Here is a 14070-nt window from a genome sequence, read left to right as displayed (position 1 = left end):
GTGAGACATCCGAAAATCCCGATCTTGAAACTGTATAACTGCTTATTGGTATCCATTCAATGGGAACTTGACGACCAGACTGCTTTGCATTTTCAGGAAGACCTGCTGAACAAAATCTATGAAACCGGCGCAAACGGGGTCGTCATCGACCTGACATCCGTTGATATGATCGATTCATTTATCGCGAAAGTGCTCGGCGATGTTATTACCATGTCAAAATTAATGGGCGCAAAAGTCGTGTTGACGGGAATTCAGCCGGCTGTAGCGGTCACATTGATTGAACTCGGAATCTCACTTGAGGAAATCGAAACAGCGCTCGACTTAGAGCAAGGGCTTGAGACATTGAAGCGGGAATTGGGGGAATAGCGATGAACGACCAATCCTGTGTGAAAATCATGACAGAATGGGATATCGTAGCCGCCAGACAGCTTGGCCGCAACGTTGCGAAGGAATTAGGCTTCGGCACGGTGGACCAGGCCAGAATCACGACGGCTATCTCAGAATTGGCCAGAAATATCTACTTATATGCCGGCAAGGGCCAGGTCAGCATAGAACAAGTAAACGACAGAGGAAAAAAAGGCCTTAAAATCATAGCAGAAGACAAAGGACCCGGAATCCCCGACATCCGTAAAGTGATGGAAGACGGCTTTTCAACGTCAGGCGGACTGGGAGCGGGCCTTCCGGGCGTCAAAAGGCTGATGGATGAATTCAGCCTGCAATCTGTTGCAGAGGAAGGAACAGAGATTCAAGCCGTGAAATGGCTTCGGTAGGAGGTTAGAACGTGGATTTCAGGGAGGTTATAGAGCAGCGGTACCATCAGCTGCTTAGCCGATATATAGCCGAATTAACAGAAACATCTTTATATCAAGCCCAAAAATTCAGCCGAAAAACGATTGAACATCAGGTTCCTCCGGAGGAAATTATCAGCATCCACCGAAAAGTAATAAAGGAACTGTATCCGGATCTGCCGGAAGATGTTTTTCATTCGCTGGATTTTTTAATAGAAGTCATGATTGGCTACGGGATGGCTTATCAGGAACATCAAAGTCTGAGAGATATCCAGCAGGAGCTTCGTTCAGAAATTGAAATTGCCGCAAATGTCCAGCAGACGCTGCTGGGCACAAAAATTCCTGAAGAAGAAGAGCTGGATATCGGGGCGATCAGCGTTCCCGCCAAGCAGATGAGCGGGGACTATTATCACTTTGTCAAAGACAAGGAATCGATTAACATCGCGATAGCCGATGTCATCGGAAAAGGAATACCCGCCGCATTGTGCATGTCGATGATCAAGTATGCCATGGACTCTCTTCCAGAGATCGGCATTCACCCCTCCCAAGTGTTGAAAAACCTTAACCGCGTTGTAGAACAGAATGTGGACTCAAGCATGTTTATCACCATGTTTTACGCAAACTACAATACGAAAAATCACCAATTTACCTATGCTTCTGCGGGGCATGAACCGGGCTTCTACTACTCTGAAAAAGAAAAGAAGTTTTATGATCTGGAGGCAAAAGGATTGGTGCTGGGAATTTCTCAGGATTTTGATTACAGCCAATACGAACAGCACATGGACGAAGGAGACATGATCGTTCTTTTTTCTGACGGCGTCACCGAATGCCGTACCGAAAACGGTTTCTTGGAGCGCAGCGACATTCAGCGCATGCTGGAAGAACATATGGAATGCTCGGCGCAGGATATGGTCAAAAATATTTACGACAGCCTGCTGAGACTCCAGGACTTTCAGCTTCATGACGATTTTACGTTAATAGTTTTGAAAAGAAAGGTTTAACAAAACGGCAGCACGGGTAAAAAGCCATTAGCACGAGTAAGGATAACTTTCAGAGGTGATACGATGAATTTAACGGTAGATATGAAGGAGAATCTTTCAGATATACAAATCAATATCGCTGGGGAAATCGATGTATACTCAGCTCCGGTGGTTCGTGAAAAGCTGATGCCCTTGGCAAACGAGGGGAAAAACATGAGAATCTGCTTAAAAGATGTAAACTATATGGACAGTACGGGTTTAGGCGTTTTTGTAGGCGTGTTTAAAACGGTGAGCAAGGAAGGCGGTTCTTTGAAGCTTGAGAATCTTTCCGATCGGCTCGTCCGTCTGTTTGAAATTACGGGGCTTAAGGACATCATCGACATTTCGGCAAAGTCAGAAGGTGGCGTGCAATGAGTACATCAGTTGATTATATTGAGATGAAAATTCCGGCTGAACCGGAATACGTAGGGATCGTCAGGCTTACATTATCAGGTGTCGCCAGCAGAATGGGCTATACCTACGATGACATTGAAGATTTGAAAATCGCTGTCAGCGAAGCTTGTACAAACGCTGTCCAGCATGCATACAAAGATGAAAACAAGGGAGAAGTATCCGTGCGGTTCGGTGTGTTTGAGGACCGGCTGGAGGTCATTGTCGCCGATCAGGGAGACAGCTTTGATTTTGATCAGAAGCAGCAGGATCTCGGGCCGTACACACCTTCGCACACAGTCGATCAATTGTCAGAAGGAGGACTCGGTCTATATTTAATGGAAACGCTCATGGATGAAGTCAAAGTTCAAAGCAACTCTGGCGTAACCGTGGCGATGACAAAGTATTTAAATGGGGAGCGAGTTGATCATGGCACAACCATCAAAAACTACGAAACTAACTAAAGATGAAGTTGATCGGCTCATACGCGACTTTCAAATAAATGATAATAAAAAAGCCCAGGAGACACTCGTCGAGGTGTATACCAATCTCGTCGAAATGCTGGCAAAGAAATATTCAAAAGGAAAAAGCTTTCACGAGGATCTCCGCCAGGTCGGGATGATCGGGCTTCTCGGCGCCATTAAACGCTATGATCCGGAGGTCGGCAAATCCTTTGAGGCATTTGCGATTCCGACCATTATCGGCGAGATCAAACGCTTTCTCCGAGATAAAACATGGAGTGTACACGTCCCGAGACGAATTAAGGAACTCGGGCCGCGCATTAAAATGGCGGTGGATCAGCTGACGACAGAGACACAGCGGTCGCCGAAAGTCGAAGAAATCGCAGCCTTTCTCGATGTGTCAGAAGAGGAAGTGCTTGAAACGATGGAGATGGGAAAAAGCTATCAGGCGCTGTCTGTCGATCACAGCATCGAAGCGGATGCAGACGGAAGCACCGTCACGATCCTTGATATCGTCGGTTCGCACGAGGAAGGATACGAACGCGTCAACCAGCAGATGATGATCCAAAGCGTGCTTCATGTGCTGTCTGAACGCGAAAAACAAATTATCGATCTAACATTTGTGCAAAATAAAAGCCAAAAAGAAACAGGGGACATTCTCGGAATATCTCAAATGCACGTCTCGCGCCTTCAGCGGAAAGCGGTGAAAAAACTGAGAGAGGCCTTGATTGGAGATCCCTCCATGGAGCTAATGTAATGATTCAGGTTGAAGAAAACGAACATGTTCAAACTCTTGTATACCAATTAAATAAAGAAGGCAAGTCCATATGCGGGGACAGCTTTTTCATGAAGGCGGATGAAGAGGAATTGGTTTGCGCGGTAGCCGACGGTCTCGGCAGCGGATCCCTTGCCAACGAATCCTCCTCAGCTATTAAAGACATCGTGGAAGCATATGCGGATGAGGATGTGGAAAGCATCATTGAGCGCTGTAACCAAGCGATGAAAAACAAAAGAGGGGCGACTGCCTCCATCTTAAAAATCAATTTCACCAAAAGAGAACTGACATACTGTTCGATCGGGAATGTCCGTTTCTTTCTGCACTCCCCATCAGGCGAAGTCTTTCATCCGCTCCCGATTTCGGGTTACCTCTCAGGCAAACCGCAAAAATACAAAACGTATACGTCATCATACGAAAAAGGGGCGACATTCATCATCTACACGGATGGGCTGGAGGTTCCGCATATCCGCACCTGCTTAAAGCAGGGACACTCAATAGAAGATATATCAAAATCAATTCATCCGTACACAACATCCAGACGTGATGATTTGACCTATATTCTCGGGCAGCTTTTATCGTAAGGCTGCTTTTTTTATGTTCCGCCGTTTTTTGATACACTAGAGAAAGAATGAAGAGATGGAGGCTTTGGTGAGATGGAAACATTAGCCCTTTTGAAAAAACAAATTGCTGAAGAAACAGCGTTATCCCAAAAACATGTCGAAAGTGTCATCCGCCTGCTTGAAGACGGCAATACCGTTCCGTTTATTGCGCGGTACCGAAAAGAGCAGACCGGTTCAATGGATGAGGTGCAGATTCAGGCAATCTCCGAGCGGTGGCAGTACATACAAAACCTGACGCAGCGGAAAGAAGAAGTCATCAGATTGATCGCCGAACAGGACAAGCTGACGGACGGACTGAAGCAAAAAATCGAACATGCGGCCAAGCTTCAGGAAGTCGAGGATTTATACCGTCCCTTTAAACAAAAACGGAAAACAAAAGCGACCGTCGCCAAAAGCAAAGGGCTTGAACCGCTTGCGGACTATATTCTTTCACTCCCGAAAGACAACCGTCTTCACGAAACCGCTGATCAATATATCAATGCAGAAAAGGAAGTCGCCACAAGGGAAGAAGTTATTGAAGGCGCGAAGCACATCATAGCCGAACAAATCTCGGATGATCCTCATTTCAGAAAGTGGATCCGCCAGGAAACGTATAAAAAAGGAATTCTCACATCCGCGGCAGGCAAGTCAGCCGCAGACGACGAGAAAAACGTCTATGAAATGTACTATGAGTACGAAGAGCCGATTCAAAAGGTCGTTCCTCACAGAGTGCTCGCGATGAACCGCGGTGAAAAAGAAGGCATTTTAAAGATTGCGATCGAACCGCCCGCCGATCAGATAAAAGCTTATTTAGAAAAGCAAATCATCAAACACCGTGAAACGCCTGTGAAAGAAACGCTGAAAGAAGCCATTGAGGACAGTTACAAACGCCTGATCCAGCCGGCTATTGAGCGTGACATCCGCAAAGAGTTGTCAGAAAAAGCAGACGCGCAGGCGATCCATATTTTCGCTGAAAACCTGCGTAAGCTCCTGCTGCAGCCGCCGATGAAGGGAAAAGTCGTGCTCGGCGTCGATCCGGCCTTCCGTACGGGGTGCAAACTGGCAGTCGTTGACGAGACGGGAAAAGTGCTGAAAATCGACGTCATTTATCCGCACGCTCCCGTCAAAAAGACAGCGGAAGCCCGGAAAAAAATCAAAGAATTGCTGGACCGGTACGAAGTCGAGGTTGTGGCGATCGGAAACGGAACGGCATCAAGGGAGACAGAGCAATTCGTCGTTGATGTGTTAAAAGAAACAGAGCGGGACATTTATTACGTCATCGTCAATGAGGCTGGAGCAAGCGTGTATTCCGCGTCAGAAATCGCCCGTGAGGAATTTCCGGATTTTCAAGTCGAAGAGCGCAGCGCCGTCTCCATCGCGCGGAGATTGCAGGACCCGCTGGCCGAGCTTGTAAAAATTGATCCTAAATCCGTCGGTGTCGGGCAATACCAGCATGATGTCAGCCAAAAGCAATTAAACGAATCTCTCCGTTTTGTCGTAGAAACCGTCGTCAACCAAGTCGGGGTAAATGTCAACACAGCATCCGCCGCGCTGCTTCAATATGTAGCCGGATTATCCAAAACCGTCGCCGGCAATATCGTCAAAAAAAGGGAAGAACTCGGCAAATTTACAAATCGTAAAGAGCTGAAAGAAATCCCGCGCCTCGGCGCAAAAACATATGAACAATGCATCGGCTTCTTGAGAGTGCCCGGAGGCCAGGAGCCGCTTGACCGCACCGGGATACACCCGGAAAGCTATAAAGAGACAAAGGCGCTGCTCAAAAAACTGCAGCTCACTGCAGATCAGATCGGAAGCGCGGACGTAAAAGAGAAAATCAGCGCACTGCCGCTGTCTGAGACGGCTGAGGAGCTCGGTATAGGGGAAATTACACTTGCAGATATTTGCGAACAGCTGACAAGGCCGGAACGCGATCCCCGTGACGAAGTGCCGAAGCCTTTGCTGAAAAAAGACGTTCTGCAGCTTGAGGATTTAAAGGAAGGAATGGAATTGCAGGGCACCGTCCGCAACGTTGTAGATTTCGGCGCTTTCGTCGATATCGGCGTCAAGCAAGACGGGCTTGTGCACATCTCAAAACTGAGCAATCAGTTCGTCAAACATCCTCTCGACATCGTATCGGTCGGAGACATTGTCACCGTATGGGTCGAAGGGGTGGACGTGCAAAAAGGCAGGGTGTCGCTGTCTATGGTAAAATAAAAGCACTGCTTACGAGCAGTGTTTTTTTCTGTAGAAATACCAGCACTGGTTCAGCAGTTTGATTTGATAATTGTCCTTTTCTAAAAACGCTTTTTGCATTTGTTTCATCAGCCAATTCGGCATGGCTCATTCCTCCTCAGCTTTTAGTTAGAGGGCGGTTTTAACATATTGTATGCGAACGGTAAATTGTCCCGTTCGATGTTTTTAAGCGGGGTGCACATATGGATAACGAACAACTTCAAAAGCTGACGGAAGACATCTCTGCACAGGATTTCGGGAAGCCGTTCCGTCACCGGGCCTTTTTCAATGACCGGCTGAAAACGACAGGCGGCCGGTACATGCTGTCTTCCCATAACATCGAATTAAACCGCAAATATCTGCTCGAACACGGCCAGAGCGAGCTGGTAGGCATCATCAAACACGAGCTTTGCCATTATCACCTTCACCTTGAAGGAAAAGGGTACAAGCACAGAGACAAAGACTTCAGAGACCTGCTTCAGAAAGTCGGAGCGCCGAGATTCTGCACGCCGCTCCAAACAAAAAAGACACAAAAGAAAACATATATGTATAGATGCACGGCCTGCGGCCAACAGTATATAAAGAAGCGGGCAATGAATCCGGAAAGATATGCCTGCGGAAAATGCAGAGGAAAAATCAAAAGATTTTTTTAAAAAGGCTTGACTCATTTTAATGTTCTATGTTAAATTATAAAAGTCGTTGAGAGACAACGACACTTTCTCAAAAAATAAATGTTGCTTATTGACACAATATGTCGCATCATTTATAATGAAGGAAGTCTGATTATTCCACAGTAGCTCAGTGGTAGAGCTATCGGCTGTTAACCGATCGGTCGCAGGTTCGAATCCTGCCTGTGGAGCCATATGGAGAAGTACTCAAGTGGCTGAAGAGGCGCCCCTGCTAAGGGTGTAGGTCGCGTAAGCGGCGCGAGGGTTCAAATCCCTCCTTCTCCGCCAGATAAGTTCTCAACCAGACGGCCCGTTGGTCAAGCGGTTAAGACACCGCCCTTTCACGGCGGTAACACGGGTTCGAATCCCGTACGGGTCACCATTTACCTTCGTTGGGCTATAGCCAAGCGGTAAGGCAACGGACTTTGACTCCGTCATGCGTTGGTTCGAATCCAGCTAGCCCAGCCATTTTATTTTAAAATTTTGAATCACTTTTATAGAGCGAGCCATTAGCTCAGTTGGTAGAGCATCTGACTTTTAATCAGAGGGTCGAAGGTTCGAGTCCTTCATGGCTCACCACTTGTCACGCGGGTGTGGCGGAATTGGCAGACGCGCTAGACTTAGGATCTAGTGTCTTACGACGTGGGGGTTCGAGTCCCTTCACCCGCACTTTCTTTTCAAAATGCTGAACACTAGCTTACATGCTTAGTGGAAAAACAGCTTCATAGCACGCGGTCGTGGCGGAATGGCAGACGCGCTAGGTTGAGGGCCTAGTGGGTGAATAACCCGTGGAGGTTCAAGTCCTCTCGGCCGCATCCCAATGATACCAAGGGTTTAGATACCCTTGGTATTTTTTGTTTATAGACATTTATCTGTTACTGTCCACTTATTTATAGTAGGTCGTATGATTTGTCAGCTATCTCTTTTTGAAGAACCTTTTTATTTTCCTTAATATATTCGCTTTGCTTCTGCTGACTGCGTGCGGCGGTAGTAAATATGATAATGCAATTAATGAAGTAATTAAGCAGAAGAAGAAAGCCAGAAAAGAAATGAGAGCTGCTTCTGATGAGTACAAGAGAGATAACGCCATAATTCGTGTATATGATGACGGGAAGTATATTCAACTTGCGTTTTATCAGCCAGAAGAAAGTTCTCGCAAGCTTACTACCTATTCTTATTATGAGAAGCTTGGAGATTCTTTTGAGGAAATGGCACATATGCCGGGTGATGGGGATGGCGACCGACTTGATCTGTATAAGAAAACACCTGATTATGAAGAAGTTAAAGGAAAAGAAACAAAGTTGGAAGAGTAGATTTATATGTCTGCTCGAGGCTTTTTTTGTATGATAAATAAGAAGGGAGAAATGGAGATGATCATTTGGATAAACGGGGCTTTCGGTTCTGGAAAAACACAAACCGCCTTCGAACTGCACAGAAGGCTGAAAGCATCTTATGTGTATGATCCTGAGAAGATGGGTTTTGCGCTGCGCTCCATGATACCGCCGGAGATCGCGGAAGACGATTTTCAAAGCTATCCCTTATGGCGGACGTTCAATAACCGCCTGTTAGCCTCTCTGACCGATACATACCGTGGCATCATCATTGTGCCTATGACGATTGTACATCCTGAATACTTTTATGAGATCATCGGCAGACTTAGACATGACGGTCAGACGGTTCACCACTTTACACTAATGGCTTCAAAGGAAGCCTTGTTAAAACGGCTGCGCACAAGAGCAGAAGGAAAAAATTCATGGGCCGCCAAACAAATCGGCCGTTGCATTGAAGGATTGTCATCACCAGTTTTTGCGGATCACCTCCAAACAGACAACATGTCGATTCAGGAGGTGGCAGAAACCATAGCCGCAAGAGCCAATCTTCCATTAGACCCTGATACGAGGGGCAGCCTCCGAAGGTTCACCGACAGATTGATGGTAAAGCTAAATCATATCCGCATTAAATAAAGATTCCGCACAGAAAGCCCGAGTAGACTTTAGTCTGCTCCTTTTTTATGCTTCAATATTTCTTTCCCTATTTTTTGGAGGTTTGAGGGCTATTTGTCTGACTCTAGTGAAAATGATTTAGCCTCTATAGTTTTTTTCATCAGTAAAGCATCTATACTATAGGGTATTTTTTAAATTAATTAATATGAATGCACCTGCAGATGCAGACAGAATAGTCAAGAGGAAGTCTTAAAACCTGTTCCTACTGTTAAACCTAGAGCGAAAATAATCAACATAGCACCACTCATACAGCAGTTATTCTTGTTTTGAAACCAATGATCAAAAGTATTCCTAAGATGGTTTCAAAAATAGTTGCTATCCATCCTGCTATCGGTACAAGAGCATCTGGTATAAAAGGAGTTAAGGCAGCAACATCATCCGTGTAATTTTCAATATTTCCCTATACGACATTAGGCTTGCCAGGTGTCCCCCCATATTCCGAATCGATCGGCAGCAGAAGTTAAAAAGCTAATTCCTCAAGCGAGCCTAAGATACAGTGTCATTCATGCTTTCATTTTACATTTCTCCTTCCTTTTTTGAAATTAGTCCGTTAAATAAGAAGATTGTTATTCTTGTTTAAAGGCATCTTTAAGCACAAAAAAGCTCTGACTCATTAATTTAGTCAGAGCTTTTTTTTATGAAGTATTCCCGAGTATCTATCCTAGTTTTTTTAGGCAATACTACGTCCAATTCTTTATTTAACCATGCGAGCGTTTTATTACGAAGATACTTACGCATGTGTTCTTCTGCTTCAAGCATTACCAAGTTAATTGTACAAGAGGAATTGCTGGATTCACAGGAGTTGCATTTGTCTCGATAAAGCAGACCATTGCTTACAATATTTTTACATTGAAAAATGGGTTTTGGCCCTTCAACAGCCTCTATTACATCCCAAAAGGAAATATCTTCTGGGGTTTTTGCTAACCTATATCCTCCCTTTACACCAGGGACAGAATTTACAATACCAGCTTTAGATAATTTACCGAAAACTTTTGAAAGAAATGTTTCTGAAAGTCCTTGGAACTCTGCAAGGTCCCGAATCCCGACACTTTCCTTGGAGGGAACATCTATTAAATAAACCAGGCAATGTAAAGCATATTCAACCCCAACACTATACTGCATATAAACTCACCTGCTTTTGATTTTAAGGGTTATCACATTGTATCTTAGGAGTATTTTTGGTGATAGTCAATCATAAAACCCTTCTTTAGGTATATTATTTGTTCCGTTTGACAAAAAAAAATACAGGGTTTATATTAGAGATCGGATTAATCGTCGATTAACTTAGTCTTTAATATAAATTAAAAGGAGAGTTTCAAATGAGCAAAACACTTATCATTAACGCACATCCAAAAGTAGATGATACATCGTCATACAGTTTAGGGGTAATGAACCACTTTTTAGAGGCTTACAAAGAATTAATTCCAGAGAGTGAAGAGCTTGAGCAAATTAACTTATATAGTGATGAAGTGCCTATGATTGATAAAACAGTTTTAAGCGCATGGGAAAAGGCAGGCAAGGGCGAAGAACTGACAAGCGAGGAACAAAAAGTAACAGAACGCATGACAGAAGTATTGGAACAATTCAAAAGCGCAAAAACATATGTCATCGTTTTACCTTTGCATAATTTCAATATTCCATCAAAATTAAAAGACTATATGGACAATATCATGATCGCACGTGAAACATTTAAATATACGGACACTGGCTCAGTGGGTCTGCTTAAAGACGGACGAAGAATGCTTGTCATCCAAGCAAGTGGAGGAATCTATACAAATAATGATTGGTATACAGAAGTTGAATACTCTCATAAATACCTGAAATCAATGTTCAATTTCTTAGGTATTGAGGATTATCAAACTATCCGAGTGCAAGGAACAGATGTACTAAATCCGGAGGGTGTATTACAAAAAGCAAATAAAGAAGTTGAAGAAGCTGCTTCAAGATTAGCAGGTAAATAAGAAATAGTATGAAGATCATTGTTGCTGGGGGACTGGAGTAATTGGTCGAGCCCTCCTTCCTAAATTAATACAAAAAGGAAATTTAATGCTCTCTAATGAATATTATCGTATGAGTATTGAAGCAAGACGAAAAATTAAACAAGGGGAGATTATTAATGAAAATCAGGCGGATTCTTTTGACAGCGGAGATTTTAAGTAGTGTATTTTCAATAACTTATTTGCAAGATGATCAATGTACAGAAGTCAAAGTGGCTGCTGATAGGGTAGGCGCACGAGGGTACTAAAAAGGCTTAATCTTTTTAAAAGGGTAGGCCTTTTTTTGACTATAATTGCTGCCCAATTAGTTGCCCTGAATTTATGAAAAGGGATAAAATAGGTGTAATAAAGTTGCTATTTTAAAATTAGAATCAATTCATTATCGCAAAAGCAATAATAACTAATCGGCGAAGAAAGGATAATCAGTCAAATGAAAACATTGGTTATCGTTATACACCCTAATTTGGAAACGTCCGCTGTCAACAAAACCTGGATGAATCGTTTAAAGCAAGAGAATGACATTACGGTTCATGACCTGTACGGTGAATACCCTAATTTTATCATTGATGTAGAAAAAGAGCAGCAGCTCCTGTTAGATCATGAGCGTATCGTTTTTCAGTTCCCAATGTATTGGTACAGCAGTCCCGCGTTACTCAAACAATGGGAAGATGATGTGTTAACACATGGCTGGGCTTATGGAACTGGAGGTACTAAATTGCATGGAAAAGAACTGCTCTTAGCTATCTCCTTAGGCGCACCGGAATCTGATTATCAAGCAGGCGGAGAATATAATATCACGATCAGCGAGCTTATCAGACCGTTTCAAGTCACTGCTAACTATATAGGAATGCGTTTTCTTCCTGCCTTTACACAATATGGGACACTTCACCTTTCAAAAGAAGATGTTAAGAACAGTGCGGAGAAATTGGTTGACTATCTTAAAGCTGAGCATTGATCCGGTATTCGCAAGGGAGGCTGAAACAAATTATGTGTTGTGAAAATAAGGGTTTGTGATAGATTTTAATAAACTTAATTTCAAAGTTACATCGAATACTGAATGCAGGGGGCATAGAGCGAGGGCTTAAAACTAATTACAACAGGGCAATGAGTACATATTTCTTGATGAAATGTAGAGTTCCTTGGTCTCTAATCGGTGCCCAATTTGTGCTCAGAATTCATGAAAAATGATGAAAATAAGTATAAATAAAATAAACAGATGCTTTGAATAAAAGTTTTTGTAACTCATGATAGGTTTTTACTAGGTTGAGGGCCCAGCGGGTGAATAACCCGTGAAGGTTCAAGTCCTCTCGGCCGCATCAATGATACCTAGGGTAATAGAGAGATCCTTGGTATTTTTTTGTGCTTATTTTTAAATGATCTACTGCTCACAAACTGCCCACTTAATTAAAGTTCAAAGTGATCAAAATATTCAACGTATCTGGCCAATACTTTGCTTGGTTCTTATTTGTCGATAGTCGCCGTAACGAAAGCGCTAAACAACACATTACAGATTCTTTTGATATGACGGACACATATGACAGTTTGCGATTGTCAAAATTCAATGTTTAATCCTTGTTCAACTTACCAAGTTCAGTTAAAAGTTTGTTAAAATTGTGATAAATATATGAAAAGATTAAATGTTCATAACGAAACATTAGGATTACAGGGAAGGGGAAACAAATACATGTCGATTTACCATAAAGTAATTGGAGAGGGATATCCGATCGTTATGTTGCATGGTTGGACACTTGACCATCAGGTGATGTTACATGCAATGGAACCGTTATTCGAGAAACGAAGCGGTTGGAAGAGAATATACATAGACTTACCGGGTATGGGACATTCTAAGCCACAACCGTCTATTCGGAACTCTGATGATATTTTAGAAGCGATATTGCGTCTTTTGGACGAAATTATTCCTGATCAACAGTTTATTGTTTGTGGTAATTCATATGGAGGGTACATTGCCAGAGGTATCGTTCGTTCACGTCAGGAAACAGTTCGTGGATTACTGCTGATGGCACCATTAACTATACCCGAATTCGATGAAAGGGTAGTACCGCAGAAGACTGTTTTAAAAAGAGACAGCGACTTGATATCACATTTGTCTTCAGAGGAGGCGGATGAATTTTGCTCTATGGGGATTGTGCAAGGTAAAACTGAATGGGAGAGGTTTCGAAATGAAATTTTACTTCCTTCTAAACAAACAAATTATGAATTCATAAACAACATTCGTCAAAATGGATATGGGTTTACCTTCGATATTTCATCTAAACTTGAGTATCCCACGCTAATTATCACAGGGCGTCAGGACAATGTAGTCGGATACCACGATGCATGGCGACTACTCGAAGATTACCCAAGGGCAACTTTTGCAGTACTTGATATGGCTGGTCACAACCTGCAAATCGAACAAACCGATGTATTTAATTCATTGGTTCATAACTGGTTAAACAGACTTGAATTGGAAAATTTTCGGGTGTTATAACTTTTCATAAACATGAGTTTACTGTTACAATTACCAGTTAGTTAAACAATAATTGAGATAATGAATATTGGGGTTTGCTAAAATTTTAGTAATTATTAGTCTTTATTGTCATTGGGGATAATTTAATCATTGAATTTCATGATGGAGAAGTAAAATTAAATGAAGGTGAAATGTTTGTCATACCGAAAAATGTTGAACATAAACCTTATGCAGAATCAGAGTGTGAAATTTTGCTTGCAGAACCTAAAGGTGTTGTGAATACCGGGCAAGAAATAACTGATCAAACAGCTGAAAATGATATCTGGATTTAGCTGTAAGAAATAGCCGATCAAAAATAAAATCATTACCTAAGAAATGTTTCTTTATTTCCAGCTGGATTTAAAAAATAATTTTGTTAGGTGTCATGCAATAAATTCAATTGTCGGTGATTGGCCTGTTTAAATGCATCCATTATTTCATACCCGGTGCTACTTATTTCTGTTGTAGTCTGCATACTGATTAATAGGTAAAGAAAGTCGAAAAGGTATACGAAATTCTTCATACAAATTAAAGTTTTGAATGAAAGAGCAGGATTACTCCTGCTCTTTTTCTTTCTAATTGGGCAAGATTAAACACAGACGGTTATTCCTTGGGAAAAACAAAAAAAT

At 42.7% G+C, this 14070-nt stretch carries 18 protein-coding genes, 7 tRNA genes and 3 pseudogenes; 25 read left to right on the top strand and 3 right to left on the bottom strand.

All coding sequences use genetic code 11. The annotated features are described in order from the left end of the window. The 8 genes from rsbS (at position 1) to ACXN9U_RS12115 (ending at position 6249) form a co-directional block, all read left to right on the top strand. Positions 1 to 366, top strand: a complete 366-nt coding sequence (rsbS, locus tag ACXN9U_RS12150) for an RsbT antagonist protein RsbS (protein ID WP_003156180.1) — start codon at positions 1 to 3, stop codon at positions 364 to 366. A gap of 2 nt (positions 367 to 368) precedes the next feature. Continuing rightward, the gene (locus ACXN9U_RS12145) at positions 369 to 770 is read left to right on the top strand and encodes an anti-sigma regulatory factor (RefSeq protein WP_003156178.1); all 402 of its coding nucleotides are present in this window, start codon (positions 369 to 371) and stop codon (positions 768 to 770) included. A gap of 11 nt (positions 771 to 781) precedes the next feature. Beyond that, positions 782 to 1789 carry a PP2C family protein-serine/threonine phosphatase gene (locus ACXN9U_RS12140; protein WP_016937170.1) on the top strand — a complete coding sequence of 336 codons (1008 nt, stop codon included), beginning with the start codon at positions 782 to 784 and terminating at the stop codon, positions 1787 to 1789. A gap of 63 nt (positions 1790 to 1852) precedes the next feature. Then, positions 1853 to 2182 (top strand): anti-sigma factor antagonist, encoded by a 330-nt coding sequence (locus ACXN9U_RS12135; protein ID WP_016937169.1) that lies wholly within the window; start codon positions 1853 to 1855, stop codon positions 2180 to 2182. Beyond that, positions 2179 to 2661: an anti-sigma B factor RsbW gene (rsbW, locus tag ACXN9U_RS12130; protein ID WP_003156173.1), complete on the top strand. Its 483-nt coding sequence runs from the start codon at positions 2179 to 2181 to the stop codon at positions 2659 to 2661. The genes ACXN9U_RS12135 and rsbW overlap by 4 nt, the downstream gene beginning before the upstream one ends. Next, positions 2627 to 3415, top strand: coding sequence for an RNA polymerase sigma factor SigB (sigB, locus tag ACXN9U_RS12125; protein WP_060963543.1), 789 nt, complete (start codon positions 2627 to 2629; stop codon positions 3413 to 3415). The genes rsbW and sigB overlap by 35 nt, the downstream gene beginning before the upstream one ends. After that, on the top strand, positions 3415 to 4017 hold the full coding sequence (gene rsbX / locus ACXN9U_RS12120; protein ID WP_060963542.1) for a phosphoserine phosphatase RsbX: 603 nt from the start codon (positions 3415 to 3417) through the stop codon (positions 4015 to 4017). Before sigB ends, rsbX begins: the two co-directional genes overlap by 1 nt. 72 nt (positions 4018 to 4089) lie before the next feature. Beyond that, on the top strand, positions 4090 to 6249 hold the full coding sequence (locus tag ACXN9U_RS12115; RefSeq protein ID WP_060963541.1) for a Tex family protein: 2160 nt from the start codon (positions 4090 to 4092) through the stop codon (positions 6247 to 6249). A 9-nt stretch (positions 6250 to 6258) separates the two neighbouring features. On the opposite strand, the gene cmpA is transcribed toward ACXN9U_RS12115, so the two are convergent. Continuing rightward, positions 6259 to 6372: a cortex morphogenetic protein CmpA gene (cmpA, locus tag ACXN9U_RS12110; protein ID WP_003156164.1), complete on the bottom strand. Its 114-nt coding sequence runs from the start codon at positions 6370 to 6372 to the stop codon at positions 6259 to 6261. Between the two features lie 98 nt (positions 6373 to 6470). Here cmpA and ACXN9U_RS12105 point away from each other — a divergent pair, with 98 nt between their 5' ends. The 10 genes from ACXN9U_RS12105 to tmrB all read left to right on the top strand — a co-directional run bounded on the left by ACXN9U_RS12105 (position 6471) and on the right by tmrB (position 8899). After that, complete coding sequence (locus tag ACXN9U_RS12105) at positions 6471 to 6920, top strand: SprT family protein (RefSeq protein WP_060963540.1); 450 nt, start codon at positions 6471 to 6473, stop codon at positions 6918 to 6920. 134 nt (positions 6921 to 7054) lie between these two features. Then, a tRNA-Asn gene (locus tag ACXN9U_RS12100) sits at positions 7055 to 7129 on the top strand. A 3-nt stretch (positions 7130 to 7132) separates the two neighbouring features. Next, a tRNA-Ser gene (locus ACXN9U_RS12095) sits at positions 7133 to 7223 on the top strand. A gap of 19 nt (positions 7224 to 7242) precedes the next feature. Then, a tRNA-Glu gene (locus ACXN9U_RS12090) sits at positions 7243 to 7317 on the top strand. A gap of 11 nt (positions 7318 to 7328) precedes the next feature. Beyond that, positions 7329 to 7403, top strand: a tRNA-Gln gene (locus ACXN9U_RS12085). A gap of 35 nt (positions 7404 to 7438) precedes the next feature. Further along, positions 7439 to 7514, top strand: a tRNA-Lys gene (locus tag ACXN9U_RS12080). Positions 7515 to 7522: 8 nt separating this feature from the next. Next, positions 7523 to 7604: transfer RNA gene (locus ACXN9U_RS12075), tRNA-Leu, on the top strand. Positions 7605 to 7666: 62 nt separating this feature from the next. Continuing rightward, positions 7667 to 7750 (top strand) — tRNA-Leu (locus tag ACXN9U_RS12070). Positions 7751 to 7861: 111 nt separating this feature from the next. Continuing rightward, positions 7862 to 8248, top strand: a complete 387-nt coding sequence (locus ACXN9U_RS12065; protein ID WP_060963519.1) for a cystatin-like fold lipoprotein — start codon at positions 7862 to 7864, stop codon at positions 8246 to 8248. A 57-nt stretch (positions 8249 to 8305) separates the two neighbouring features. Beyond that, positions 8306 to 8899: a tunicamycin resistance ATP-binding TmrB gene (tmrB, locus tag ACXN9U_RS12060; RefSeq protein WP_060963518.1), complete on the top strand. Its 594-nt coding sequence runs from the start codon at positions 8306 to 8308 to the stop codon at positions 8897 to 8899. Between the two features lie 283 nt (positions 8900 to 9182). Here tmrB and ACXN9U_RS12055 read toward each other — a convergent pair whose 3' ends face one another. Together ACXN9U_RS12055 and ACXN9U_RS12050 are read right to left on the bottom strand one after the other, a co-directional pair. Beyond that, positions 9183 to 9236, bottom strand: coding sequence for a hypothetical protein (locus ACXN9U_RS12055; RefSeq protein WP_420913155.1), 54 nt, complete (start codon positions 9234 to 9236; stop codon positions 9183 to 9185). A 320-nt stretch (positions 9237 to 9556) separates the two neighbouring features. Then, positions 9557 to 10060 (bottom strand): RrF2 family transcriptional regulator, encoded by a 504-nt coding sequence (locus tag ACXN9U_RS12050; protein ID WP_045925214.1) that lies wholly within the window; start codon positions 10058 to 10060, stop codon positions 9557 to 9559. Between the two features lie 197 nt (positions 10061 to 10257). Between ACXN9U_RS12050 and ACXN9U_RS12045 the strand changes: the two genes are divergently transcribed. The 7 genes and pseudogenes from ACXN9U_RS12045 to ACXN9U_RS12015 all read left to right on the top strand — a co-directional run. Further along, the gene (locus ACXN9U_RS12045) at positions 10258 to 10899 is read left to right on the top strand and encodes an FMN-dependent NADH-azoreductase (protein WP_016937153.1); all 642 of its coding nucleotides are present in this window, start codon (positions 10258 to 10260) and stop codon (positions 10897 to 10899) included. A 70-nt stretch (positions 10900 to 10969) separates the two neighbouring features. Then, positions 10970 to 11098: pseudogene (locus tag ACXN9U_RS12040) on the top strand (tetratricopeptide repeat protein); the annotation flags it as partial. Continuing rightward, complete coding sequence (locus ACXN9U_RS12035) at positions 11055 to 11183, top strand: phosphatase (protein WP_082761625.1); 129 nt, start codon at positions 11055 to 11057, stop codon at positions 11181 to 11183. The pseudogene ACXN9U_RS12040 and the gene ACXN9U_RS12035, both read left to right, overlap by 44 nt. A gap of 182 nt (positions 11184 to 11365) precedes the next feature. Next, positions 11366 to 11890, top strand: a complete 525-nt coding sequence (locus ACXN9U_RS12030) for an NAD(P)H-dependent oxidoreductase (RefSeq protein WP_016937151.1) — start codon at positions 11366 to 11368, stop codon at positions 11888 to 11890. Positions 11891 to 12381: 491 nt separating this feature from the next. Further along, positions 12382 to 12504 (top strand): annotated as a pseudogene (locus ACXN9U_RS12025) (IS1595 family transposase); the annotation flags it as partial. A gap of 115 nt (positions 12505 to 12619) precedes the next feature. Then, the gene (locus tag ACXN9U_RS12020) at positions 12620 to 13423 is read left to right on the top strand and encodes an alpha/beta fold hydrolase (protein ID WP_489201699.1); all 804 of its coding nucleotides are present in this window, start codon (positions 12620 to 12622) and stop codon (positions 13421 to 13423) included. Between the two features lie 98 nt (positions 13424 to 13521). Continuing rightward, a pseudogene (locus tag ACXN9U_RS12015) lies at positions 13522 to 13734 on the top strand (cupin domain-containing protein); the annotation flags it as partial. Positions 13735 to 14070 lie beyond the last annotated feature (336 nt).

Source organism: Bacillus sp. BACIII, from assembly GCF_057836745.1.
The sequence above is the reverse complement of the archived record's forward strand: the minus strand, read 5'-3'. Positions and strand labels throughout refer to the sequence as shown.